Genomic DNA, 21,739 nt, shown 5'->3' on the forward strand with positions numbered 1-21,739 from the left:
AATAAAAACATTTATGAAGGTCATATTGGCGAATGATGGAATTGCCCAGGAAGGAATTGTTCTACTGGAAAAGGAAGGATTCCAAGTCAAAAATACCAGGGTTGCCGAAGAACAGTTGGCAAACTATATCAACACAAATAAAGTCGATGCCCTTTTGGTACGCAGTGCTACCAGAGTGGATAAAAAACTTATCGATGCATGCCCCGATCTAAAGTTGATCGGTCGTGGTGGCGTAGGCTTGGACAATATCGATGTAAAATATGCCGAATCAAAAGGAATTAAGGTATTCAATACACCAGAAGCGTCCTCCGAATCCGTTGCAGAGTTGGTTTTTGCCCACTTGTTGAACGGTGTCCGGTTTTTGCACGATTCCAATCGTAATATGCCTTTGGATGGCGATAGCCAGTTCAAACAACTTAAAAAAAGTTATTCTGCCGGTGTCGAGCTCAAAGGCAAAACCTTGGGTATCGTTGGTTTTGGAAGAATTGGACAAGCTACTGCAAAAATGGCACTTGCTTTGGGCATGGGGGTCTTGTACACCGACCATCATGCAGACGAAACAACCTTGACCCTTTCTTTTTACAACGGACAGACTATAGACTTTTCCCTTCAAAAAAGTGAATTGAAAGATGTTCTGGCCAATTCAGACTTTGTGAGTCTACACGTACCTTCACAGGACACCTACCTGATCGGGAAAAAAGAATTGGGCCTAATGAAACCCGGAGCGGGAATAATCAATACCTCACGAGGTGGAGTACTGGACGAAGTAGCTTTGGTAGAGGCCTTGGAAAACAATCACCTGGCATTCGCAGGATTGGATGTTTTTGAATCCGAGCCCACTCCAGAAATCAAGATACTTATGAATCCGAAGATATCCCTTAGTCCCCATATTGGCGGTTCTACATTGGAGGCGCAACAGCGAATAGGCAAAGAACTGGCACAAAACGTAATTGACCTGCTTAAATAACAACTTTTATAGGCTTGTGAAAGAAGACAAAACCTGCTTTTTTGTACATTGCCACCTTTAACCTTAACACTAACATAATGACAGGATTACTAGACATGATCAACAGCCCAATGGGAAAACAGTTGGTCAGCGGGGTTGCCGGACAAACAGGGCAATCGGAAAATAAGACGGCAGAAGTATTGAGTATGGCCATGCCATTGCTTATGGGAGCCATGAAAAAGAATGCATCCACACCAGGTGGAGCCCAAGGATTGATGAATGCACTATCCTCCAAGCACGATGGTGGTATTTTGGATGATTTAGGAAGTCTTTTCGGTGGAGGTGTAGATCAGAATGTAATGGATGATGGTGCCGGGATATTGGGCCATATCCTTGGGGCCAAACAACCACAGGTAGAGAATGCGCTAAGTTCTAAATCAGGGATCGATGCGGGGTCGATTGCCCAAATATTGAAAATAGCAGCACCAATCCTTTTGGGATATTTGGGAAAACAGACCAGACAACAAAACGTAAGCAGCCCTGAAGGACTCAACGGTCTATTGGGCGGCTTAATGGGCGGAGGTGCCGCGGCATCCAAGCAACAATCTTTAGTAGAAAGCTTTTTGGACAGCGATGGTGACGGTAGTGTCATCGATGATCTAGCAGGTATGGTGCTTAACAGTGGAAGCAGCAAAAAAAGTGGACTCGGCGGTATGCTGGGAGGACTTTTTGGAAAATAAAGGTCAAATCGATCAATATTTAACAAAGCCATTTGAATATTCAAGTGGCTTTTTTTGTAAATTAATATCATGAAAAAGAGAATATTACTTTTTGGTTTGACGTTTTGTATCGCGTTTGTTTCGTGTACTTCTCAAAAGGCTACATTGGATGTGTCCAACGAGGAACAAACCCTTTTTGATTCTGATGATGAGGAACCGGTAGAAATCAAGGATGCAGAATCCGAATACGAGATCATTATTATTGAGCCAGGGTTTTATACATGGCTAAACTCCATTGCCAGGCCGGAAGGCTACTATTCCCAATCTTTTTTGGAAAATAGAAATGCCATTATGGTAATTACCTGGAACCAGAGAGTATTGCAACCCAACAGGTTCAACCCAAATTTGTACGAATTGCAGATCAACTACGACCCAAGTATTGATTATGGATACGAGGTGAACTATAAATTGTACAATTACTTCATTTATTTTCAAAGAAAGTACAATCAAAGGCTAGGCCCTTTTCTACCACGGATTTAAAGTGCTATTTTTGCATCAATTACGAGATTAAAAATGCAAAAAATAAAACAGCGTTGGGAAATCCAAAAGAATTGGCAGTTCTTGTTTCCGATCTTGGGTACATTCCTAAATTTACTTACAGCTTATCTTATTTCTCGAAGTCTGCTTCATATTTTTAATTTGAACAATACTATTTACGAATGGTTTTTTACCCTAGGGGTTATGCTTGCCATTCATCTGGTACTAATCAAGTTTTTTCTATGGTGTTTCAAAAAACTGGAGAATAAATGGAGAGTGGACTACAAATGGGAAATGATCGCCATATTTATTGTTTTTGCCATAACAGGTAGTTTATCCGGTAAATTGGCCGGCCCTCTGATTCATTGGCTTGGATTGGATGCGGAGAATATACCTGGTGCCTTATATTGGACCCTTCGGATCCTATTGATATTTCCTATCTATCAAATCTTACTTGTTTTGATCGGTTGGCTGTTTGGACAATATCAATTTTTCTGGAATTTTGAAAAAAAAATGCTGAAACGCATGGGCTTGGGCTCATTTTTGCGATAACCGGGGAAAATTAAATTTTTAAGAGCTAGATAAGTTTTTGGTTCGTTCACGACAAATTTTGAAATGTACGGAACCATATGTTCAACCTTTATTAGTTTAAAATGAAACAACTATACATCACTCTATTAATGATATTTACGGTAGTTTGTAGTTATTCACAACATACACTCTCCGGAAATATATCAGATATGGAAACGGGAGCGCCCTTGGAACAAGTATCCGTATATGTTCCACAACTTGAAAACGGTACTGTAACCGATAAAAATGGGGACTTTTCCTTAAAAAACTTGCCAGAAGGTATCTATAAGTTGGTTGTTTCCTATATAGGTTTTGAAACCTATTCCACATCCATTGAGATCAGTGAAGGAAATAACCGGTTCGATTATAAAATGGAACCATCGGCCATAGAAATGGACGAAGTGGTGCTCTCCACGCCTTTTCACAAATTACAGCGCGAAAATGTAATGAAAGTGGAGCAAAAGTCCATGGAGGAGCTCAAACAACAAGGAGGAATTACCCTTTCAGAAGGAATAACGAACATTCCAGGGGTTTCCTCGGTATCGACCGGTGTCGGTATTGGAAAACCTGTAATACGTGGCTTAAGTTTTAACCGGGTTTTGGTGTATACCCAAGGGGTTAGATTGGAGAACCAGCAGTTTGGCGGTGAGCACGGGCTGGGACTCAACGACGCCGGAATTTCAAGTGTAGAAGTTATAAAAGGTCCTGCCTCATTACTATATGGTTCGGATGCCCTAGGAGGTGTTTTGTACTTAAATCCCGAGAAATTTGAAATAGCAGGTGAAAGCTCTGGAGATATAAACATGAGGTATTTTACCAATACTTTGGGTTATAATGCAAACGCAGGTTTTAAAACGTCAGGGGAAAAATTAAAATTCTTGGTAAGAGGTGCATACGCATCCAATGCCGATTACGAAACGGGCGATGGCACAAGCGTTACCAATTCGAGGTTTAATGAAGCCGATTTAAAAACGGGACTTGCCTACCAAGCGTCCAAATTTAAAACAGAATTAAGGTATAACTACAATACTACGGAATTGGGCATTCCCGAAGAAATCGGGGTTCAAAACAACGATCGCGACCCTTTGTTGCCCTACCAAGAGCTCTCCACACATATATTAAGCTCCAAAAACAATTTGTTTTTTAAAAAATCGAGCTTGGAGGCTACGTTCGGGTACACTATAAACAACAGAAAGGAGTTTGAAGAGCATCACCACGAGGAAGATGGGCACGAACATGAGCACGAAGAAGGCGAGGAACATGAAGAAGAACACGAAGAAGAACATGAAGAAGAGGAAGAAGGCGCTGCCCTGGACATGAAGCTGAAAACCTTTAACTACAACATACAGTTTAACCCGCAGTGGGGAAATATAACAACTATTTTTGGGGTGCAGGGCATGCATCAAACCAACGAAAACTTTGGGGAGGAAATCTTGGTTCCCGATGCCGTGACCAACGATTTTGGGGTTTTGGCCACTTCTCACATTCATTTTGATAAAAGTGATCTGCAAATTGGATTGCGTTATGATCTAAGGTCTATAAACGGTGAAGCAAGTGGCATTGAGGGCGATGAGGAATATATTCCGGCACTGGACAGAAATTTTAATAATTTTAATGCGGCCTTGGGCTACCGAACGGACCTTGCCAAAACTATTATAGGACGTTTAAACTTGGCGACCGGTTTTAGGGCCCCCAACCTATCCGAACTGTCTTCCAATGGCCTGCACAGTGGCGCCAATCGAGTAGAAATAGGAAATCCGGACCTAGATAGCGAACAAAACTTTCAGATAGATCTTGCCCTAGAGTACGGGAACAAACATGTGGAAGCCTATATTAATTCGTTTTATAATATTGTAAACGACTATATTTATTTGGAGCCTACCGGTGAATTTAGGGAACTGGATCCCATTTATAATTTCCAACAACAAGATGCCATTTTGTATGGAGGCGAGTTTGGGTTCCACCTACACCCCCACCCTATTGATTGGCTGCACCTGGAAAGCAGTTACGATATTGTATATGGGCAATTGGATGATAAATCCAATTTGCCGCTAATACCTGCCAATCGCTGGACCAATACCTTTAGAGTGGAATGGAACAAAAGAAATCAGAACTACAAATGCTATGCTTTTGTAACGCTTCAAACATTTTTTGATCAGAACAAGGTTGCTGATTTTGAAACAAGAACGCCCCGATATAATTTGTTCAATGCGGGCATCGGAGGAGACTTGAATATTTTCAATCAAAAAGTTGGGTATTCGATTACAGCAAACAACCTGTTCAACAAGGATTATATTTCTCACCTATCCAGATTAAAAGCTGACGGTATAGCCAATATGGGAAGAAATATCTCTTTCAGTTTGCATTTGCCCTTGTAGCGTGCAGGACATAAGTTTTCAAGAATTAAGGGTCAATCTTTTTAGGGTCGACCCTTTTTTTGCCCAACAAATAGGTATATATCCATGTTAAGGTAAAGGTCGGAATAACATCCAACCCTGGGATCAACTCTTCCGCAAAGGTAATCAGACCGGCAGCTTGACCGACCCTGCCTTTATACAAACGCGTCATCAGCCAACCAGCAATGGGCGCCCAAATTACATCGGAAAACTCTCCTATTCCCGGAATTGCAAAAGATAGCATACCAATGCCATCAAAAAGTAAACCTAAAAGTAGATTACGGTATTTTTTGTCCTTTTCTTCTGCCATATGGGAAAAATAGCAATTCCCGATTAATTTGAAAAGGGATTAGGACAAATCGGCACTAATAAGTTTCAAAAACTCGTTACGGGTCTCAATTTTCTCGAACTGTCCTCTAAAACCCGAAGTTGTGGTAACAGAGTTTTGCTTTTGCACCCCACGCATCATCATACACATATGGGAAGCCTCAATTACCACAGCGACACCTTTAGGTTTTAGAGTAGAATTGATACACTCCAGGATATCGTGGGTCAACCGTTCTTGAACCTGTAACCTGCGCGCAAAAACATCCACAACGCGGGGAATTTTGCTCAATCCTACAATGTGGCCGTTGGGAATATAAGCAACATGGGCTTTCCCGAAAAAAGGCAACATATGGTGTTCGCACAAGGAATACAATTCGATATCCTTTATAATTACCATGTCGTCATATTCTTCCGCGAACATGGCCCCTTTTAATATTTCTTCTGCATTCTGCTTGTACCCCTGTGTTAAGAAAAGCATGGCCTTCGCCGCACGTTCTGGTGTTTTGATCAAACCTTCCCTGGTTACATCTTCCCCGATATCGTCCACAATTTTGGAAAAATGGTCTTTTACCTCATTGGTAATCTCTATGTTATATTCTTCGAGGTTTCTATATGGTGCCATGTTTTAGCTTTTTTGAAAAATAATTGTTTAATTTTTTGATCTTGGGATCTATTATAATTTGACAATACGGTTGCTCTCTATGTCCGTTGTAATAATCGTGATGCTCTTCTTCTGCCAAATAAAAAGGTCTTTCCTCGGATATTTGGGTTACAATAGGAGATTCAAAGATACTTTCGTTATCCAACAAGTTGATAAAATCCTCGGCAATTTGTTTTTGCTCGGGCGAAGTATAGAAAATCTCGCTTCGGTATTGCGTGCCAACATCGTTTCCCTGTCGGTTTAGCGTGGTGGGGTCATGTGTAGCAAAAAACACCTCCAAAAGTTCGGCATAGGATATTATCGATGGATCAAATGTTATTTTTACACCTTCGGCATGGCCCGTACGACCGGTACAAATTTCGCGGTACGCTGGGTTTTTTATAGTCCCGCCTGTATATCCGGAAACTACTTCCACTACTCCGTTTAGCCTTTGGAATACGGCTTCGGTACACCAAAAACAACCTCCTGCTAAAATTGCAGTTTCCAATATTGAATCATTTTGTTTATTCATTTCTTTCCAAAGTTAAACAATATTTATATTGTATTACGATTTATAACAAATATTTATATGCAACTTAGTCGAACTGGGTTGCCCGGCCATTACTTTTAAATGGTATTTGCAAAAAAAATCCCACTTCGATCAAACTTTACAATACAACAGTAATCATTATCTTCGAACACCGAACAATTAGTTATGATCAAGGCTACAAATATTCAAAAAAGTTACGGAGACCTCAAGGTATTGCAGGGAGTTGACCTCGATATTAAAAAAGGTGAAGTTGTTTCCATTGTTGGCGCCTCCGGAGCAGGAAAAACGACCCTGCTACAAATTCTGGGAACCTTGGACACCCCTACCAACAAGGAAGAAAGTGCTCTTTTGATCAATGACACGGACGTAAACCAATTGAATGACAAAAACTTGGCCCAATTTCGCAACGAGCATATCGGGTTTATTTTTCAGTTTCATCAATTATTGCCCGAGTTTACCGCATTGGAAAATGTATGCATACCTGCCTTTATTAAAAAAACATCCCGTACCGAAGCTGAACAACGCGCCAAAGAGCTTTTGGATTTTCTGGGATTAAAGGACCGTTACGACCACAAACCCAACGCACTGTCCGGTGGGGAACAGCAACGAGTGGCAGTTGCCCGTTCTTTAATGAACAAACCATCGGTGGTTTTGGCAGATGAGCCCAGTGGTAATTTGGATTCTGAAAGTGCCGACAATCTACACAAACTGTTTTTTCAACTACGGGAAGAGTTTGGACAAACCTTTGTTCTAGTAACGCATAATCTGGACCTTGCCGATATGGCGGACCGAAAACTAACCATGGTAGATGGGCGGATTGTCTCCAAGAATTAGTATGACCAAAGCAGAACTCAAGGAATTTCTCGATGCCAAGGTAGAGGAATACAATCATCCCAAGTTTTTAGAGGACGACCCTTTACAGATCCCGCACAAGTTTGCATTAAAAGAGGATATTGAGATCAGCGCTTTTTTAACGGCTACCATAGCCTGGGGCAACCGTAAGAGCATTATAAACAATGCAAACAAACTTATGGAATTAATGGGCAACTCGCCCTACGATTTTGTGATGACCCATACCGAGGAGGACCTTAGTGAACTCTCGACATTTGTACACCGCACTTTTAATGGTATTGATCTTGGTTACTTTGTAACCAGTCTCCAAAACATCTACCTAGAACATGGAGGTTTGGAGACGATTTTTACCCAATACCAGACCAAGGATTCCATGCAGCCCGCAATTTCGGAGTTCAAACAACTATTTTTTGAACTCCCTCATCAAAATCGCACCCAAAAACATGTGTCCGACCCCAAAAAGGGATCCGCGGCAAAACGCATCAATATGTTTTTACGATGGATGGTCCGTGATAGCAGTACGGGAGTTGATTTTGGCTTATGGAAAGGCATTGCCCCTTCCAAATTATCCTGCCCGTTGGATGTGCATTCTGGCAATGTGGCCCGCAAACTCAAATTACTAAAGCGTAAACAGAACGATGCCAAGGCATTACAGGAACTGGACAAAAACCTGAGAAAACTGGATTCCGTCGACCCTGTAAAATATGATTTTGCCCTATTTGGGTTGGGAGTTTTTGAGAGATTCTAAACCCTTAAGAAACTATCATCAGTTAATTCTGATTATACCTATCAAAAAGCTAATTGTACATATTTATATCTTGTATTTATTAAATCCAAAGAGAGATATAAATACGATAGGTGATTTTTTTCAAACCTAGATTTAAGGAAACCATTATCAAATTCCTTATTTTTATGAACTAGACTAATTCAACCATATAAAATGAAAAAACTCTTATTATTGGGTATGGCGTTCTGTGCGACCATCACCTTTGCCCAAGAAAGAAAACTTCCTGTAGACACTACCATTACTACCCAGCACTCCGTTACCATAAATGGTGCACGAATCGATTATTCAGCTACTACGGGCACACAACCTGTTTGGGACGAAATGGGAGAGCCCGTTGCATCCTTACATTATACCTATTATACCAAAAATGGGGTAAAAGACAGATCTTCCCGTCCATTGTTGATTTCGTTCAATGGAGGTCCGGGCTCTGGTTCCGTTTGGATGCATTTGGCCTACACCGGTCCAAGAATCCTAAAAATTGATGACGAAGGTTACCCTGTTCAGCCCTATGGCGTAAAGGAAAATCCATATTCTGTTTTGGATGTTACCGATATTGTTTACGTAAACCCGGTAAACACAGGTTATTCCAGAACCATACCGGAAACCGGAAAGGAAGTAGACCGAAAAAAATTCTTTGGGATCAATGCCGATACTAAATATTTGGCAGAATGGCTGAATACTTTTGTAACACGGAACAATAGATGGAACTCCCCAAAATATATTGTGGGTGAAAGCTATGGTGGAACACGTGTTATGGGATTGTCCTTGGCATTGCAAAACCAACAGTGGATGTACTTGAACGGTGTAATCATGGTTTCACCTGCGGATTACAAGGTGTTCCGCGACAATGATCCTGTTTCCAGTGCTTTGAACTTGCCATACTTTGCAGCTGCGGCATGGCACCACAAAGCTTTGCCCTCCGATTTGCAAAGCAAGGATTTGTTGGAAGTTTTGCCAGAAGTTGAAGCGTTCACCATAAACGAATTATTACCGGCCATTGCCAAGGGTGGGTTTATTGCAGATGCGGAACGGAATTCCATCGCCGATAAAATGGCCCGCTACTCAGGTTTAAAAGCAAAAGATATCCTAGACCATAATTTGGATGTTCCCACACAGTTTTTTTGGAAGGCCCTTTTAAGGGAAAAAGGAGGATATACCGTTGGCCGATTGGATAGCCGCTATTTGGGAATAGATAAAACATTGGCAGGTACGCGCCCGGATTACTCTCCAGAACTGACTTCTTGGTTGCATAGCTTCACCCCAGCAATTAACTATTATTTGCAGGAAGAGCTAAACTTCAAGACCGATATAAAATACAATATGTTCGGTCCTGTACACCCATGGGACAATGAAAACGACAATGTGCGTGACAATCTAAGACAGGCCATGGCACAAAACCCGTACTTGAATGTTTTGGTGCAATCGGGATATTACGATGGTGCTTGCACCTATTTTGCAGCTAAATACACCATGTCCCAAGTTGATCCAAGTGGTAGAATGAAAGATCGTTTTGAATTTAAAGGGTACCGTTCCGGCCACATGATGTATTTGAGGAGAGAAGACCTAAAGGCCGCAAATGAAGACATACGGGCTTTTATTTTAAGAACACAGGCAAAAGGCAAGAGCGCAAAATATTAATCCCAATACTATTAAACCAAAATTAGGCGGTATAACATTTTTAGTTATATCGCTTTTTTATTGAATAATTCTCTGTGGATTAAATTATGATGTAACAAAACCACCCAAAGGGATATAGCTCGTATTCGTAAAAAAATGTTTATTCAAAAAGAAAAAGAGAAAAGGCATATGATCTATGCTGTTATAGCCACTATTATCTTCTTTTTTATTCTGTATTTACTTTTAATACCCTGATATTTTTCTATTTTTAACCAAAACCATCCCTTGTGAAGAATCTAACCATTTATTGGATCATGTTTTCATTTTTAGGATTATCCATTTCATCAAAAATAAATGCTCAGGATTGGCCCAATTTGGAAAAATATAAAAAGGAGAATACTTGTATTTCGACTTCCAACGGAACCGAAAACCGTGTAGTTTTTATGGGTAATTCCATTACCGAGATGTGGAAGGGCGCCAATCCGGATTTTTTTGATAGAAACCCGTACATAAACCGTGGTATCGGTGGACAAACAACGCCTCAAATGTTATTGCGCTTTAGGCAAGATGTAATTGACCTGAACCCAAAAGCGGTGGTAATTTTAGCCGGTACGAACGATATTGCCGGCAACACAGGTCCTATGACTTTGAAACAAATTCACGACAACATCCTATCCATGGTGGAACTGGCCCAAGCCAACCAGATCATACCCATTGTATGTTCAGTTCTTCCTGCTTTTGATTATCCGTGGAGCCCCGGTTTGCAGCCCAATATTAAAATCCCAAAACTTAACAGAATGCTCAAAAATATGGCTAGTGACAAGGGTGCCGTATATTTGGATTATTTTTCTAAAATGGCAGATGACAGAAATGGATTGCCACCCGAATTGACTACGGACGAGGTACATGTAACCAAGGCTGGCTACAAAATTATGGAGCAAATGGTCAAGGAAACCATAGATCAGGTCTTGCAATATCAATAAAAGAACTAGTCCTTAATTTTATGCAAAACGGCAAGGTCAGCATTATAATACCCTTTAAAAACACTGCACACTATCTGCCCGAATGCCTAGATTCCATTTTAAACCAAACATATCCGGATTGGGAAATCTTAGCAGTAAACGATCATTCCACCGATACTGGTTTAGAGCTCTTAACCGCCTATTCTACAAAAGATTCACGCATCAAGGTTTTTGAAAATAAGGGGCAGGGAATAATACCAGCGTTACGTACGGGATATGCCCACAGTATTGGCGCATATGTAACCCGCATGGATTCCGACGACATAATGAAGCCAGAACGATTGGAGGTAATGGTTTCATCATTGAAAAAACAAGGAATGGGGCACGTGGCCGTAGGGCAGGTAAAATATTTTTCACATAGGGGAATTAGTAATGGCTACGCTAGATACGAACAATGGCTTAATCATCTTACGGAAAGAGGGGCCAATTTTGAAGAGATTTACAAAGAATGCTCAATTCCTTCCCCATGCTGGATGGTCCATCGCCAAGATTTTGAAATATGCCAAGGATTTATACCGGACAGATATCCGGAAGACTACGACCTTACGTTCCGATTTTACGAAAACGGTTTGCAAATAATCCCATGTAACCAAATACTCCATTTATGGAGAGACTATGATACACGAACTTCTCGAACGCATGAGCACTACGCACAAAATTATTTTTTGGAGATCAAGCTCCATTATTTTTTAAAGTTGAATCGTACACCCAATAGACCCCTAGTGATCTGGGGTGCGGGATTTAAGGGAAAAAAGATTGCGAAGGGCCTTAAAAAACAAAACTTGGATTTTGTTTGGCTGTGCGATAATCCCAAAAAAATCGGAAAAAACATTTATGGTAAAGAATTGGTACATTTTAATGCATTGAAGAAATTAAAAAATCCACAAAGCATCATAACTGTTGCCAACGAGGAAGCACAAGAGGAAATTCGAAGTTATTTTACTGAATTGGGCCAATCCCCGATGCAGGATTATTTCTTTTTCTGTTGATTTAAAATTGAAACGGTAAAAGGTATCGTTTACATACCAAATACAAAAATAGAGTATAAAAACGGTGCGATCAGTGTTGAAAAGATGGTTCCCCATGGCCAAAAATGATTACACTTTTACTGTTTTGCCCAAGGATTACGGACAATTGGCAAATCAATACTAAAATCCAAATATTTTAATCCCTATCTTTGATCAAGCAAAATTGGGAATGCAGTTTAAACATCCAGAAATTTTTTGGGCACTTTTTCTTCTCGTAATACCCATATTGATCCATTTATTTCAATTACGTCGATTTACCAAAACACCTTTTACCAATGTGGCAATGCTACAAAAGGTAGTTTCCGAATCCAGAAAAAGCAACAGCCTTAAAAAATGGTTGTTATTGTTTACACGGTTGTTGCTACTGGCAGCTATAATAATTGCCTTTGCACAACCTTTCAGTTCCTCGAGCACCGCTCTTCAAGAAAAAGAGATCGTGGTTTATTTGGATGATTCCTTTAGTATGCAAGGCAAGCAAAATGGGATTCCAGTTTTGGAAAAGGCTGTTCAGGATTTTATCAAAAATGTGGGGAGTGACACGGAATTCAGCTTGTTCACCAACGATAAAACCTATACCAACATCCGAATAGGAGATATTCAGAATACCCTGCTGGCACTACCCTACTCTTATAAACAGCTCAACCTGAATGAGATTGGTTTAAAGGCCAATAGTTTGTTTTCTACAAGCAAAACATCGATTAAGGATTTGATCGTAATTTCTGATTTTCAAGAAAGATTAGCTTCGCAAAACAACGTTTTGGATTCTACCATGAATGCCCATTTTGTTCCCGTACGACCACGGCAAGTCCCAAACGTGTCCATAGATTCGGTTTTTATGGATGATAGTGTAAACGATCAGGGGCGTCTTAAAGTGCTGCTTTCAGGAGGAAACGAGGATGACCCCATGCCGATTTCGTTGTACAACAATGGGGAACTAATCGCCAAAACGGCAGCAAAATTTACATCGAACGGAAATGCCGAAGTTGAATTCTCCATCCCTGTCCATCAAAAATTAGATGGCCACTTGAGTATTATGGACAATGCTTTGGCCTACGATAACCGATTTTATTTCAATATCAATGCCAGGGAAAAAATAAAAGTGTTGGCCGTAAGCGAATCGGAAAGTGATTATTTGAACCGTCTGTTCCGAGGCGATGAGTTCGATTTTAACAAGTTCTCACCAGATCGACTCGATTATAGTGTTTTGGATGATAAAAACGTTATAGTATTGGATAATTTGAACGCTATTCCGAGTAGTTTGCAGACTGTGCTGCGGTCGTTTTTCAATACTGGAGGCACCGTGATCATTGTTCCCTCCATTAACAGTGATCTATCTTCATACAATTCCTTACTATCCAGTTTATCCTCTACGCGTTTTATAGAAAAAGTCTCATCGGAAGCCCAGTTGACCACGATTTCGTTCGATCATCCTTTGTACCAAAATGTCTTTGAACAACAAGTGACCAATTTTCAATACCCCACCACAAGTGTATATTTTAATGTACGGACCAACCTTGCTACGGCTTTGGCCATGGACGGAGGAAACCCTTTTTTAATTGGTGACAATAGATTATATGTATTTACGGCGCCTTTGGAGCTGGCAAACTCCAATTTTGTTAATTCACCTTTGATCGTGCCCACTTTTTATAATATGGCACAATCGAGCTTACGATTGCCAAAGTTGTTTAACACATTGGGCAGTGCATCTACCGTGGATGTTGTTGTAGAATTGGACAATGATGATATTTTAAAAGTGACCAAGGAAGGGTACGAGTTTATCCCGTTACAACAGAGTTTTCCCGCGAGGGTTCAGCTCACCTTCGATCAGAATCCAACAGAAGATGGGGTTTATTCCATAGTACGGGATAATGAGATTTTACAAAATATCAGCTTTAATTACCCAAGAACGGAAAGTCAGCTCAAATACCTGGATTTGGGGACATTGCAAAACATAAACACCCTGGATTCAATTCCAGAACTTTTTAAACAGCTAAAAGCGGAGAATAACATTTACGCTTATTGGAAATGGTTTGTTATTTTAGCGTTGCTTCTGGCACTTATAGAGGTACTCATTCAAAAATTTGTTACATGAACATTCTGCTGAAGTCTGCAAAAATTGTGTGTCCGGATAACAAGGGTCTGCATTTAAAAAAGCGTGATATTCTCATTAAAAAAGGTATAATTGATAAGATCGGTGTGTCCTTGGAAGCCCCTTCGAATGCAAAAGTTGTGGAAAAAGATAATCTACACGTGTCCTTAGGTTGGTTCGATAGCAGTGTAAGTTTTGGTGAGCCTGGCTTTGAAGAACGTGAAACCATTGCCAATGGACTTTTTACTGCGGGGAAGAGCGGATTTACGGATATTGTATTAAATCCAAATACGAACCCAGTTCCCGATACCAGTTCCGATATAGTTTTTTTAAAAGAAAGAGGACAGGGAAAAGCTACACAAGTTCATCCCATTGGCTCCCTGACCAAAAATTCCGACGGTGTAGACCTTGCAGAGCTATACGATATGAAAAATGCAGGTGCAGTGGCTTTTTATGATTTTAAAAAGCAGATAGCCAATCCCAATCTACTGAAAATTGCCCTGCTGTATGCGCAAAATTTTAATGGTTTGGTTCATTCCTTTCCTCAGGATAACAACATTAAGGGCAAAGGAGTGGTAAACGAAGGAGAAATATCCACCATGTTGGGCCTAAAAGGAATTCCCGCATTGGCGGAGGAGCTTCAGGTGGCCCGGGACTTGTTTATTCTGGAATACGCCGGTGGAAAATTGCATATTCCGACCATTTCCTCGGCCGGGTCGGTAAAACTAATAGCAGAAGCCAAGAAAAAAGGCTTGGACGTCACCTGCAGTACTGCCGTACATAATCTATTTTTTTCGGATGAGACCCTAAAGGGCTTTGATTCCAATTTTAAAGTGTCCCCTCCCCTTCGTGCAAAATCCGATTGTAAGGCATTGATCAAGGGGGTTAAAAATGGAACCATAGATTTTGTGACCTCAGATCATATACCGTTGGATGTAGAACACAAACGAGTTGAATTTGATAATGCGAAAAGCGGCAGTATTGGTCTGGAATCTGCTTTTGGCGCTTTGAACACCCTGTTCGAAATCGAGGAAACCATTAGGTTATTGACCAAAGGACGGGACAGATATCTTATCGAGGAACCACAATTTACAGAAGGGAGCAAAGCCTGTTTTACCTTGTTCGACCCAGAACAGACCTACACTTTTGAAGTAAAGGATATTTTATCCACTTCAAAGAACAGTATGTTTATCGGTACTTCTTTAAAAGGAAAAGTTTACGGAATCATTAACAACGGCCAAAGCAATTTATAATGAGTAAGCCCCAACCTGGAAAAACCGCCGCAATAGTATCTTACTTTACCATTGTGGGTTGTTTGATCGCAATAACAATGAACATGGAACCAAAAAATACATTTGCCCGTTTCCACATTAGGCAAGCCTTTGGAATTCACATACTTTTCCATGCCCTCGCCATATTATTGACCTATACCGGATTAGCTTATTTGTCCATACCCATCTATCTTTTTTATTTGGTTATTTGGGTTTTTGGTTTTTTACAGGTTTTAAACGAGAACACAAAGCCTTTGCCGGTTTTGGGCAAGTATTTTCAACAATGGTTTACTTTCATATCATAAAATAGAAAAATGTCTCCTAAACCCCTATCCTTAACATATTTATTACGCCCTTCCTCTATACAATCCGGCAAAATACCGGCGCTGTTTATGTTCCACGGCTATGGAAGCAACGAGGAGGATTTATTTTCTTTTGCTTCGGAATTACCAGAAGAATTAATGGTTTTTTCCGTAAAGGCCCCGTATGATCTAGAACCTTTTGGGCATGCTTGGTATGCCATCAATTTTGATGCAGAACAAGGCAAATGGAGCGACGATGAGCAAGCGAAGGAATCTAGGGAAAAGATAGTAGCCTTTATTGATGAGGCCATCGAAGCTTATGACCTGGATGAGGATAATATTTCTCTTCTGGGCTTTAGCCAAGGCACAATTTTGAGTTATTCGGTAGCATTATCGTATCCCGAAAAAATAAAGAATGTTGTTGCGCTCAGCGGTTACATCAATGAAAATATATTGGTGGAAGATTATGGACAAAAAGACCATAGTAAGTTGAGTTTTTATGCTTCACACGGTCAAGTGGACCAAGTTATCCCTTTGGAATGGGCCCAAAAATCCCCTGAATTCCTCAAAAACTTAAATATCCCAACTACTTACGAAGAGTTTCCGGTGGGGCACGGGGTTTCCCAGCAAAACTTTTTTTCCTTTAAAAAGTGGTTGCAACAACAGATTTGAGCAATTTTGAGAAGAAAACTTAAGAATTCAGAAATGCGTTACAGATGATATATTTTTTGCATGCCGAGCTTAGTACTGACTTGAGGCAAATTAATAGTCCTGTGGTGCGTAAAGTAAATGTTCGGCCAAAGTAAAATCTACGCTTAGATCATCTTTTAGCTCATATTTGATAATCATATCCCCCCAGTATTTTCCATCTGAGAAATCGGCCAAAATCCATTTATGGTTTAGTACTTTGATTTTGTTTATCTTAAAATCACTTTCCATCCCTTCGTAGGGAATTAAAGGATTGTCTCCTTTTTGTTCGTTGGTTTCCAGTAATTTATCCTGGATGTAGAGCGATGGGTTCTCCAGTTTCATGTGGTCGTAATAGGCCAAGGCATCGTCGTTGTTCTCCAAGGTAAAGTATTGCATATCCAGTACCTTTAGATGCATGGTTTGTAGGGAATCTTCGAGTTTTACTACCTGGTTTTCCAATTTTTCCACATCAGAGCTCAATGCTTTTTGCATGTTACTACCAGTAACGTATTGAAAAAGTGCCAACAGAGCGGCAAAAACAAATAGGTATAGAAATATGTTTTTCTTCATGTATTTGAAAATTATATGAATCCTTAATTCCAATTAATGTCACATGGAACACAGTCGAGATGTTGCGTCCAGTATTAAGTCGGACTCAAAATGACAATCTGTTATTTTATAATCCTGCCATGATAACGAATTAAGAACTTCTATATTTTTATCTTTAGGTTATCGTAGGCCAAATGTACATTTTCTGGCAGTTTTTTTTCAACTTCTTCATGAAAACCCAACAAAGCGCTAATATGGGTAAAATAGGTTTGTTCCGCGCCTACTTTTTCTGCAAATTCCAATGCTTCTTCCAAATTAAAATGGGAATGGTGGGGCTCAATACGCAGTGCATTGACCACTAAAATTTTTGCCCCTTTTATTTTTTTGATTTCCTCCTCCTCCACTCTTTTAACATCGGTCATGTAAACAAACTCTCCAAAGCGATAACCAAAAACCTGTAAACGGTTATGGTAGGCTTCAATAGGTACCACGTCTAAATCGCCCAATGGGATATTCTTATTTTTAAAGACTTCGTGCACTTCTACCGCCGGGGCTCCGGGGTATCGGTCCTCATCGGCAAAAATATAATCAAACCGCCTACGGAGCGAATCCAAAACCCGTGGATGGGCATAAACGGGAATATCTCCCTGCCTAAAGAAAAATGGGCGAATATCATCGATGCCCGCAGTATGATCGGCATGCTCGTGGGTAAAAAGAATGCCATCCAGTCTTTCAATGGGATTGGTCAACATTTGCTGTCGAAAATCAGGGCCACAATCAATAACATAATTATATTTTTCCCAAGAAATCAATACCGATACACGCAGTCTTTTATCCTTAGGGTCTGTACTAAGACAAACGGGATGGTTGCTTCCGATCACGGGTATGCCCTGCGAAGTGCCCGTGCCTAAAAAAGTAATGGTCATCTTATCATCCATTAAAACCAAAATTATAACTTATTTATTTAATAGATTGCCCGAAGAGTGTAACTTTGCTGTAGTTTAAAAATTTGGAAATGCCCAGCGTACCAAGCAAAGAAAATTCTTTTGAAAATATTCCTTCCATAAAGGCGAAAACCTTAAGGATAAATTTGAATCGAGATATTTACGGAACTTTTGCCGAGATTGGAGCGGGACAAGAAACCGCCAGACATTTTTTTAGAGCTGGTGGCGCGTCCGGAACTATTGCAAAGGCAATGAGCGCCTACGACAAATCTTTTAGTGATGCCATTTATGGAATCGAAGAGGATGGCCGTTACGTTACACAATCCCGATTAAAAAAGATGTTGGACCACGAAATGCGTTTGGTGGAAGAACGGATCAGTAGGGACAACAACCCCGATTACCTGTTCTTTAGTTATGCCAATACTGTGGCCACCATCGATTTTTCAAAAAGATACAAAGGGCATGGTTGGGTCGGTCTTCGTTTTCAATTAGACCCGGACCAAAAGGAGTACGACGAAATTATTCTCCATATTCGATTTAAACAAAACGAGGCCAGATTACAACAGGAAACCCTCGGTATTTTAGGTGTTAATTTAATTTACGGCGCCTTTTTTAAGTTCCATAAGCCCAAAAAGCTCTTAAAATATCTATACGACCATATCGACCACGATACTTTGGAGATTGATATGATCAACTTTACCGGGCCTAATTTTTCCGAGGTCGACAACCGTTTAATGAGTCTTCAACTTATTAAAAACGATATGACGGATGCGGTAATGTTCGGCCCCGATGGGCACAACCTTTTGCCTGCGGCCGTGCTTTACAAGAAAAACATTTTGGCTCTTCGCGGTAGTTTTAGACCGGTGACCAAGGTGAATATGGATATGTTCCAGAAATCGTACGATATTTTTATTCGGGAGCAAACAGTAGATATGGACAATGCCATTGTAGTTTTCGAAATTACCTTGTCCAACCTAAAAGCTTCGGGTGAAATAGATGAGCAAGACTTTATGGATCGTGCGGAGCTTCTTTGTTCCCTGGGGCATACGGTGCTTATTTCCAAATTTCAGGAATATTATAAGTTGGTGGAATACTTTAACAGCTACACCAAGGCCAAAATTGGATTGACCATGGGCGTGAACAACTTGGTAGATGTTTTTGATGAAAAATACTATCGTCACTTGAGCGGTGGTATTCTTGAAGCGTTCGGCAAACTGTTCTTTAAGGATTTAAAAGTGTACCTCTACCCTATGAAAGATCCAGAAACGGGACAGGTGCTTACCAGCAACAATGTAAAGGTTCATCCAAGAATGAAAGAATTGTACAAATTCTTTAAATATAACGGAAAGGTGATGGACATTATTGATTATGACCCGGATGTGCTCCATATTTTCTCCAGGGATGTTCTTAAAAGAATCATTAACAAGGATGATGGATGGGAAGAAGAATTACCGGAGGGTATTGCTGAAATAATCAAAGAAAAAAACTTATTTACCAGAAAGGTTCTTGAGAAAAAAGAATAAGCAAAAAGGCACTGATTTCAGTGCCTTTTTTACTTTATTACGTTTTTGTTGTCCGTTCGAGCGAAATCGAGAACTTTAAAATGCCTCCTGTTTATTGACATCTCGACTACGCTCGATGAGAAAAAAAGTATTTTAAGACAATATCTGCGCAGCGTGGTCTTTGGTTTTTACTTTACTGATAACGTTTTCTACCACTCCATCCCCATCAATAATAAAAGTGGTACGATGGATACCGTCGTATTCTTTTCCCATAAATTTTTTTGGCCCCCAAACACCAAAGGTGTTGATTACGGTATGGTCTTCGTCTGCCAATAAGGGAAAAGGAAACTCGTATTTGTTCCTAAAATTGGATTGTCTTTTTTCTGAATCTGCACTAACGCCCAAAAGCTCAAAACCTTGATCTTGCAATTCCTTATAATTGTCCCGTAAATTACAGGCTTCGGCCGTACATCCAGGAGTACTTGCTTTAGGGTAGAAAAATACCACTAACTTCTTGCCTTTGTAATCACTAAGATTAATTGTATTGCCGTCTTGGTCTTTTGCTGAAAAATCAGGTACTTTATCTCCTATTTTTAACATATTCATGATCTTTGTGATTGAATTTATTGTTTAATATTTATACAAGCAAAGTTAAACAAATATGACCAAACAAGAAAAGGTTGATTTCGCCGTAAAAACCTTGGATGAACTTTATCCTACCATTCCCATACCTTTAGATCATAAGGATCCCTATACCTTGTTGATTGCAGTTTTGCTATCCGCACAAAGTACCGATGTTCGTGTCAATCAAATTACCCCTCTTTTATTTGAAAAGGCCGATAATCCATACGATATGGTAAAGTTATCGGAGGAAGAGATTCGGGAGATCATTAAGCCAGTGGGTCTATCCCCTATGAAAGCAAAAGGTATTTATGGACTTTCCAAAATACTGATAGAAAAGTACAATGGCAAGGTACCCAGGGATATTGCTTTGTTGGAAGAATTGCCTGCAGTGGGACATAAAACCGCAAGTGTAGTGGTTTCACAAGCCTTTGGGATTCCAGCCTTTCCTGTGGACACCCATATTCATAGGTTGATGTACCGTTGGGGTTTTAGCAATGGCAAAAATGTGGTACAGACCGAACGTGATGCCAAACGTTTATTTCCAAAAGAAATCTGGAACAGGTTGCATCTTCAAATAATTTGGTATGGCCGGGAATATTCGCCTGCCAGGGGCTGGGACTTGGAAAAGGATATTATCACCAAGACTATTGGGCGCAAATCGGTGATCAACGAATACTATAAAAACAAAAAGAGCCGCTAATTGCGGCTCTTTTCGTCAGTTTGATCCTTAAATTAATTCAATGTTACTTCAAACTGGTGTTTTTTGTAGTCAACTACATGAATCGATTTTGAAAAGCTAAGTAAGAAATCAACAGTTTTCTGGCTCGCTTTTACCGTTTTTACGGATTTTTGTTCTTCAGAGTAAATGTTTTCCATATTCTAGCGTAAGTAATTGTTTCCATTATATAACGGCGCTAGATTGGAAATATTGCAGCGTTCGACGTAATGCCGATTAATTCGTTAAAACGATGTTCTTACGCTCAACTATTTTTCTAAGGTTAATAAGAGCGTATCGCATTCTGCCCAAAGCCGTGTTAATACTAACGTTGGTGTTTTCGGATATCTCTTTGAAACTCATGTCCTTGTAGATTCGCATGATAAGTACTTCGCGCTGGTCGTCCGGTAACTCATCGATCAAAAGGGTAAGATCACTTTCTATTTGATCTTTAATGATCTGTTTTTCGGCGTTCAATTTCTCGTCGTGGATTACGGAGAAGATGTTGAAATCGTCGCTTCCCTCAAATTTGGGCATTCTCTTGTTTTTACGGAAATGGTCTATCACCAAATTGTGGGCAATTCGCATTACCCAAGGTAAAAATTTACCCTCTTCGCTGTAGCTTCCTTTTTTCAAGGTTTTGATCACCTTAATAAAAGTGTCCTGGAAGATGTCCTCTGCCACATCTCTATCCAAAACTTTGCTGTATATAAAGCTGGTGATTCTTTGGTTGTGTCTGTTGATCAGGATTTCAAGAGCCTTTTCGTCTCCGTTAATGTAGTTCTTTACTAAAATCGAGTCATTAATCTGTAGCTGTTCCATACAAATTACTTTTTTGGGTTAAAATCACAGCCCTTCCTTTGTCAAGAAAGACTTTAGTTATTCAGTTTTTAATCTTTAAAAAGTAATTATTCTGTATAGGCCTATCAGGATTTTAATTACACTTCAAATATAGATAAATAGGGAGGCGACCTAAAAATCTATGTTGTGAGTTGACGATTTTTATATGTTAACTGATACAATATACGTATAAAGTGCAGTGTATCGTATCTTTGGAACCCT

Annotated in this window: 23 protein-coding genes; 16 read left to right on the forward strand and 7 right to left on the reverse strand. The window is 40.0% G+C overall.

All coding sequences use genetic code 11. The features are described 5' to 3' along the window. Positions 1 to 13: 13 nt before the first annotated feature. From ACXAFK_RS09505 to ACXAFK_RS09525, 5 genes are all read left to right on the forward strand, one after another. Positions 14 to 967, forward strand: coding sequence for a D-2-hydroxyacid dehydrogenase (locus ACXAFK_RS09505; RefSeq protein ID WP_474957579.1), 954 nt, complete (start codon positions 14 to 16; stop codon positions 965 to 967). 77 nt (positions 968 to 1,044) lie between these two features. After that, positions 1,045 to 1,686: a DUF937 domain-containing protein gene (locus ACXAFK_RS09510; RefSeq protein WP_224836987.1), complete on the forward strand. Its 642-nt coding sequence runs from the start codon at positions 1,045 to 1,047 to the stop codon at positions 1,684 to 1,686. 69 nt (positions 1,687 to 1,755) lie between these two features. Beyond that, positions 1,756 to 2,205, forward strand: coding sequence for a DUF6146 family protein (locus tag ACXAFK_RS09515; protein ID WP_224836988.1), 450 nt, complete (start codon positions 1,756 to 1,758; stop codon positions 2,203 to 2,205). Between the two features lie 33 nt (positions 2,206 to 2,238). After that, positions 2,239 to 2,754 (forward strand): DUF6787 family protein, encoded by a 516-nt coding sequence (locus tag ACXAFK_RS09520; protein WP_338195013.1) that lies wholly within the window; start codon positions 2,239 to 2,241, stop codon positions 2,752 to 2,754. Between the two features lie 101 nt (positions 2,755 to 2,855). Then, complete coding sequence (locus ACXAFK_RS09525) at positions 2,856 to 5,150, forward strand: TonB-dependent receptor (RefSeq protein ID WP_474957580.1); 2,295 nt, start codon at positions 2,856 to 2,858, stop codon at positions 5,148 to 5,150. 25 nt (positions 5,151 to 5,175) lie between these two features. Here ACXAFK_RS09525 and ACXAFK_RS09530 read toward each other — a convergent pair whose 3' ends face one another. The 3 genes from ACXAFK_RS09530 to msrA are packed head-to-tail and all read right to left on the reverse strand — an operon-like array spanning position 5,176 to position 6,667. Then, positions 5,176 to 5,478 carry a hypothetical protein gene (locus ACXAFK_RS09530; RefSeq protein WP_252079705.1) on the reverse strand — a complete coding sequence of 101 codons (303 nt, stop codon included), beginning with the start codon at positions 5,476 to 5,478 and terminating at the stop codon, positions 5,176 to 5,178. Between the two features lie 39 nt (positions 5,479 to 5,517). After that, positions 5,518 to 6,117 (reverse strand): GTP cyclohydrolase I FolE, encoded by a 600-nt coding sequence (folE, locus tag ACXAFK_RS09535; RefSeq protein ID WP_224836992.1) that lies wholly within the window; start codon positions 6,115 to 6,117, stop codon positions 5,518 to 5,520. Beyond that, positions 6,104 to 6,667 (reverse strand): peptide-methionine (S)-S-oxide reductase MsrA, encoded by a 564-nt coding sequence (msrA, locus tag ACXAFK_RS09540; protein ID WP_474957581.1) that lies wholly within the window; start codon positions 6,665 to 6,667, stop codon positions 6,104 to 6,106. The genes folE and msrA overlap by 14 nt, the downstream gene beginning before the upstream one ends. Positions 6,668 to 6,850: 183 nt before the next feature. On the opposite strand from msrA, the gene ACXAFK_RS09545 reads away from it, so the two are divergent. From ACXAFK_RS09545 to ACXAFK_RS09585, 9 genes are all read left to right on the forward strand, one after another. Next, positions 6,851 to 7,519: an ABC transporter ATP-binding protein gene (locus tag ACXAFK_RS09545; protein ID WP_293295282.1), complete on the forward strand. Its 669-nt coding sequence runs from the start codon at positions 6,851 to 6,853 to the stop codon at positions 7,517 to 7,519. A 1-nt stretch (position 7,520) separates the two neighbouring features. Continuing rightward, on the forward strand, positions 7,521 to 8,285 hold the full coding sequence (locus ACXAFK_RS09550) for a TIGR02757 family protein (protein WP_474958160.1): 765 nt from the start codon (positions 7,521 to 7,523) through the stop codon (positions 8,283 to 8,285). Between the two features lie 192 nt (positions 8,286 to 8,477). Beyond that, a complete protein-coding gene (locus ACXAFK_RS09555) occupies positions 8,478 to 9,962 on the forward strand; it encodes a S10 family peptidase (protein WP_474957582.1) in 1,485 nt (494 codons plus the stop codon). Between the two features lie 266 nt (positions 9,963 to 10,228). Then, a complete protein-coding gene (locus ACXAFK_RS09560) occupies positions 10,229 to 10,924 on the forward strand; it encodes an SGNH/GDSL hydrolase family protein (RefSeq protein WP_474957583.1) in 696 nt (231 codons plus the stop codon). 20 nt (positions 10,925 to 10,944) lie between these two features. Then, a complete protein-coding gene (locus ACXAFK_RS09565; RefSeq protein WP_474957584.1) occupies positions 10,945 to 11,952 on the forward strand; it encodes a glycosyltransferase in 1,008 nt (335 codons plus the stop codon). A gap of 208 nt (positions 11,953 to 12,160) precedes the next feature. Further along, positions 12,161 to 14,083, forward strand: coding sequence for a BatA domain-containing protein (locus ACXAFK_RS09570; RefSeq protein ID WP_474957585.1), 1,923 nt, complete (start codon positions 12,161 to 12,163; stop codon positions 14,081 to 14,083). Next, complete coding sequence (locus tag ACXAFK_RS09575) at positions 14,080 to 15,333, forward strand: dihydroorotase (RefSeq protein ID WP_474957586.1); 1,254 nt, start codon at positions 14,080 to 14,082, stop codon at positions 15,331 to 15,333. Before ACXAFK_RS09570 ends, ACXAFK_RS09575 begins: the two co-directional genes overlap by 4 nt. After that, positions 15,333 to 15,656: a hypothetical protein gene (locus tag ACXAFK_RS09580; protein WP_474957587.1), complete on the forward strand. Its 324-nt coding sequence runs from the start codon at positions 15,333 to 15,335 to the stop codon at positions 15,654 to 15,656. Before ACXAFK_RS09575 ends, ACXAFK_RS09580 begins: the two co-directional genes overlap by 1 nt. 9 nt (positions 15,657 to 15,665) lie before the next feature. Beyond that, positions 15,666 to 16,325, forward strand: coding sequence for an alpha/beta hydrolase (locus ACXAFK_RS09585; RefSeq protein ID WP_474957588.1), 660 nt, complete (start codon positions 15,666 to 15,668; stop codon positions 16,323 to 16,325). A gap of 90 nt (positions 16,326 to 16,415) precedes the next feature. Here ACXAFK_RS09585 and ACXAFK_RS09590 read toward each other — a convergent pair whose 3' ends face one another. Together ACXAFK_RS09590 and ACXAFK_RS09595 are read right to left on the reverse strand one after the other, a co-directional pair. Further along, on the reverse strand, positions 16,416 to 16,913 hold the full coding sequence (locus ACXAFK_RS09590; protein WP_474957589.1) for a hydrolase: 498 nt from the start codon (positions 16,911 to 16,913) through the stop codon (positions 16,416 to 16,418). 140 nt (positions 16,914 to 17,053) lie between these two features. Then, positions 17,054 to 17,818 carry an MBL fold metallo-hydrolase gene (locus ACXAFK_RS09595; protein WP_474958161.1) on the reverse strand — a complete coding sequence of 255 codons (765 nt, stop codon included), beginning with the start codon at positions 17,816 to 17,818 and terminating at the stop codon, positions 17,054 to 17,056. Positions 17,819 to 17,907: 89 nt separating this feature from the next. Here ACXAFK_RS09595 and ACXAFK_RS09600 point away from each other — a divergent pair, with 89 nt between their 5' ends. After that, positions 17,908 to 19,359, forward strand: a complete 1,452-nt coding sequence (locus ACXAFK_RS09600; RefSeq protein WP_224837004.1) for a nucleotidyl transferase family protein — start codon at positions 17,908 to 17,910, stop codon at positions 19,357 to 19,359. Positions 19,360 to 19,491: 132 nt separating this feature from the next. Here ACXAFK_RS09600 and bcp read toward each other — a convergent pair whose 3' ends face one another. Further along, positions 19,492 to 19,944, reverse strand: coding sequence for a thioredoxin-dependent thiol peroxidase (gene bcp / locus ACXAFK_RS09605; protein ID WP_224837005.1), 453 nt, complete (start codon positions 19,942 to 19,944; stop codon positions 19,492 to 19,494). 55 nt (positions 19,945 to 19,999) lie between these two features. Here bcp and ACXAFK_RS09610 point away from each other — a divergent pair, with 55 nt between their 5' ends. Beyond that, a complete protein-coding gene (locus ACXAFK_RS09610; RefSeq protein ID WP_252079694.1) occupies positions 20,000 to 20,662 on the forward strand; it encodes an endonuclease III domain-containing protein in 663 nt (220 codons plus the stop codon). Positions 20,663 to 20,914: 252 nt separating this feature from the next. On the opposite strand, the gene ACXAFK_RS09615 is transcribed toward ACXAFK_RS09610, so the two are convergent. Next, positions 20,915 to 21,499 carry an RNA polymerase sigma factor gene (locus ACXAFK_RS09615; RefSeq protein ID WP_293295291.1) on the reverse strand — a complete coding sequence of 195 codons (585 nt, stop codon included), beginning with the start codon at positions 21,497 to 21,499 and terminating at the stop codon, positions 20,915 to 20,917. Between the last annotated feature and the right edge of the window lie 240 nt (positions 21,500 to 21,739).

The organism is Flagellimonas sp. ABD4_174 (assembly GCF_056160185.1).

What these genes read in the sequence shown, in the direction of transcription:
- ACXAFK_RS09505 (WP_474957579.1), top strand. Translation starts at nt 14, where the DNA reads ATGAAGGTCATATTGGCGAATGATGGAATTGCCCAGGAAGGAATTGTT.
- ACXAFK_RS09510 (WP_224836987.1), top strand. Translation starts at nt 1,045, where the DNA reads ATGACAGGATTACTAGACATGATCAACAGCCCAATGGGAAAACAGTTG.
- ACXAFK_RS09515 (WP_224836988.1), top strand. Translation starts at nt 1,756, where the DNA reads ATGAAAAAGAGAATATTACTTTTTGGTTTGACGTTTTGTATCGCGTTT.
- ACXAFK_RS09520 (WP_338195013.1), top strand. Translation starts at nt 2,239, where the DNA reads ATGCAAAAAATAAAACAGCGTTGGGAAATCCAAAAGAATTGGCAGTTC.
- ACXAFK_RS09525 (WP_474957580.1), top strand. Translation starts at nt 2,856, where the DNA reads ATGAAACAACTATACATCACTCTATTAATGATATTTACGGTAGTTTGT.
- ACXAFK_RS09530 (WP_252079705.1), bottom strand. Translation starts at nt 5,478, where the DNA reads ATGGCAGAAGAAAAGGACAAAAAATACCGTAATCTACTTTTAGGTTTA.
- folE (WP_224836992.1), bottom strand. Translation starts at nt 6,117, where the DNA reads ATGGCACCATATAGAAACCTCGAAGAATATAACATAGAGATTACCAAT.
- msrA (WP_474957581.1), bottom strand. Translation starts at nt 6,667, where the DNA reads ATGAATAAACAAAATGATTCAATATTGGAAACTGCAATTTTAGCAGGA.
- ACXAFK_RS09545 (WP_293295282.1), top strand. Translation starts at nt 6,851, where the DNA reads ATGATCAAGGCTACAAATATTCAAAAAAGTTACGGAGACCTCAAGGTA.
- ACXAFK_RS09550 (WP_474958160.1), top strand. Translation starts at nt 7,521, where the DNA reads ATGACCAAAGCAGAACTCAAGGAATTTCTCGATGCCAAGGTAGAGGAA.
- ACXAFK_RS09555 (WP_474957582.1), top strand. Translation starts at nt 8,478, where the DNA reads ATGAAAAAACTCTTATTATTGGGTATGGCGTTCTGTGCGACCATCACC.
- ACXAFK_RS09565 (WP_474957584.1), top strand. Translation starts at nt 10,945, where the DNA reads ATGCAAAACGGCAAGGTCAGCATTATAATACCCTTTAAAAACACTGCA.
- ACXAFK_RS09570 (WP_474957585.1), top strand. Translation starts at nt 12,161, where the DNA reads ATGCAGTTTAAACATCCAGAAATTTTTTGGGCACTTTTTCTTCTCGTA.
- ACXAFK_RS09575 (WP_474957586.1), top strand. Translation starts at nt 14,080, where the DNA reads ATGAACATTCTGCTGAAGTCTGCAAAAATTGTGTGTCCGGATAACAAG.
- ACXAFK_RS09580 (WP_474957587.1), top strand. Translation starts at nt 15,333, where the DNA reads ATGAGTAAGCCCCAACCTGGAAAAACCGCCGCAATAGTATCTTACTTT.
- ACXAFK_RS09585 (WP_474957588.1), top strand. Translation starts at nt 15,666, where the DNA reads ATGTCTCCTAAACCCCTATCCTTAACATATTTATTACGCCCTTCCTCT.
- ACXAFK_RS09590 (WP_474957589.1), bottom strand. Translation starts at nt 16,913, where the DNA reads ATGAAGAAAAACATATTTCTATACCTATTTGTTTTTGCCGCTCTGTTG.
- ACXAFK_RS09595 (WP_474958161.1), bottom strand. Translation starts at nt 17,818, where the DNA reads ATGACCATTACTTTTTTAGGCACGGGCACTTCGCAGGGCATACCCGTG.
- ACXAFK_RS09600 (WP_224837004.1), top strand. Translation starts at nt 17,908, where the DNA reads ATGCCCAGCGTACCAAGCAAAGAAAATTCTTTTGAAAATATTCCTTCC.
- bcp (WP_224837005.1), bottom strand. Translation starts at nt 19,944, where the DNA reads ATGAATATGTTAAAAATAGGAGATAAAGTACCTGATTTTTCAGCAAAA.
- ACXAFK_RS09610 (WP_252079694.1), top strand. Translation starts at nt 20,000, where the DNA reads ATGACCAAACAAGAAAAGGTTGATTTCGCCGTAAAAACCTTGGATGAA.
- ACXAFK_RS09615 (WP_293295291.1), bottom strand. Translation starts at nt 21,499, where the DNA reads ATGGAACAGCTACAGATTAATGACTCGATTTTAGTAAAGAACTACATT.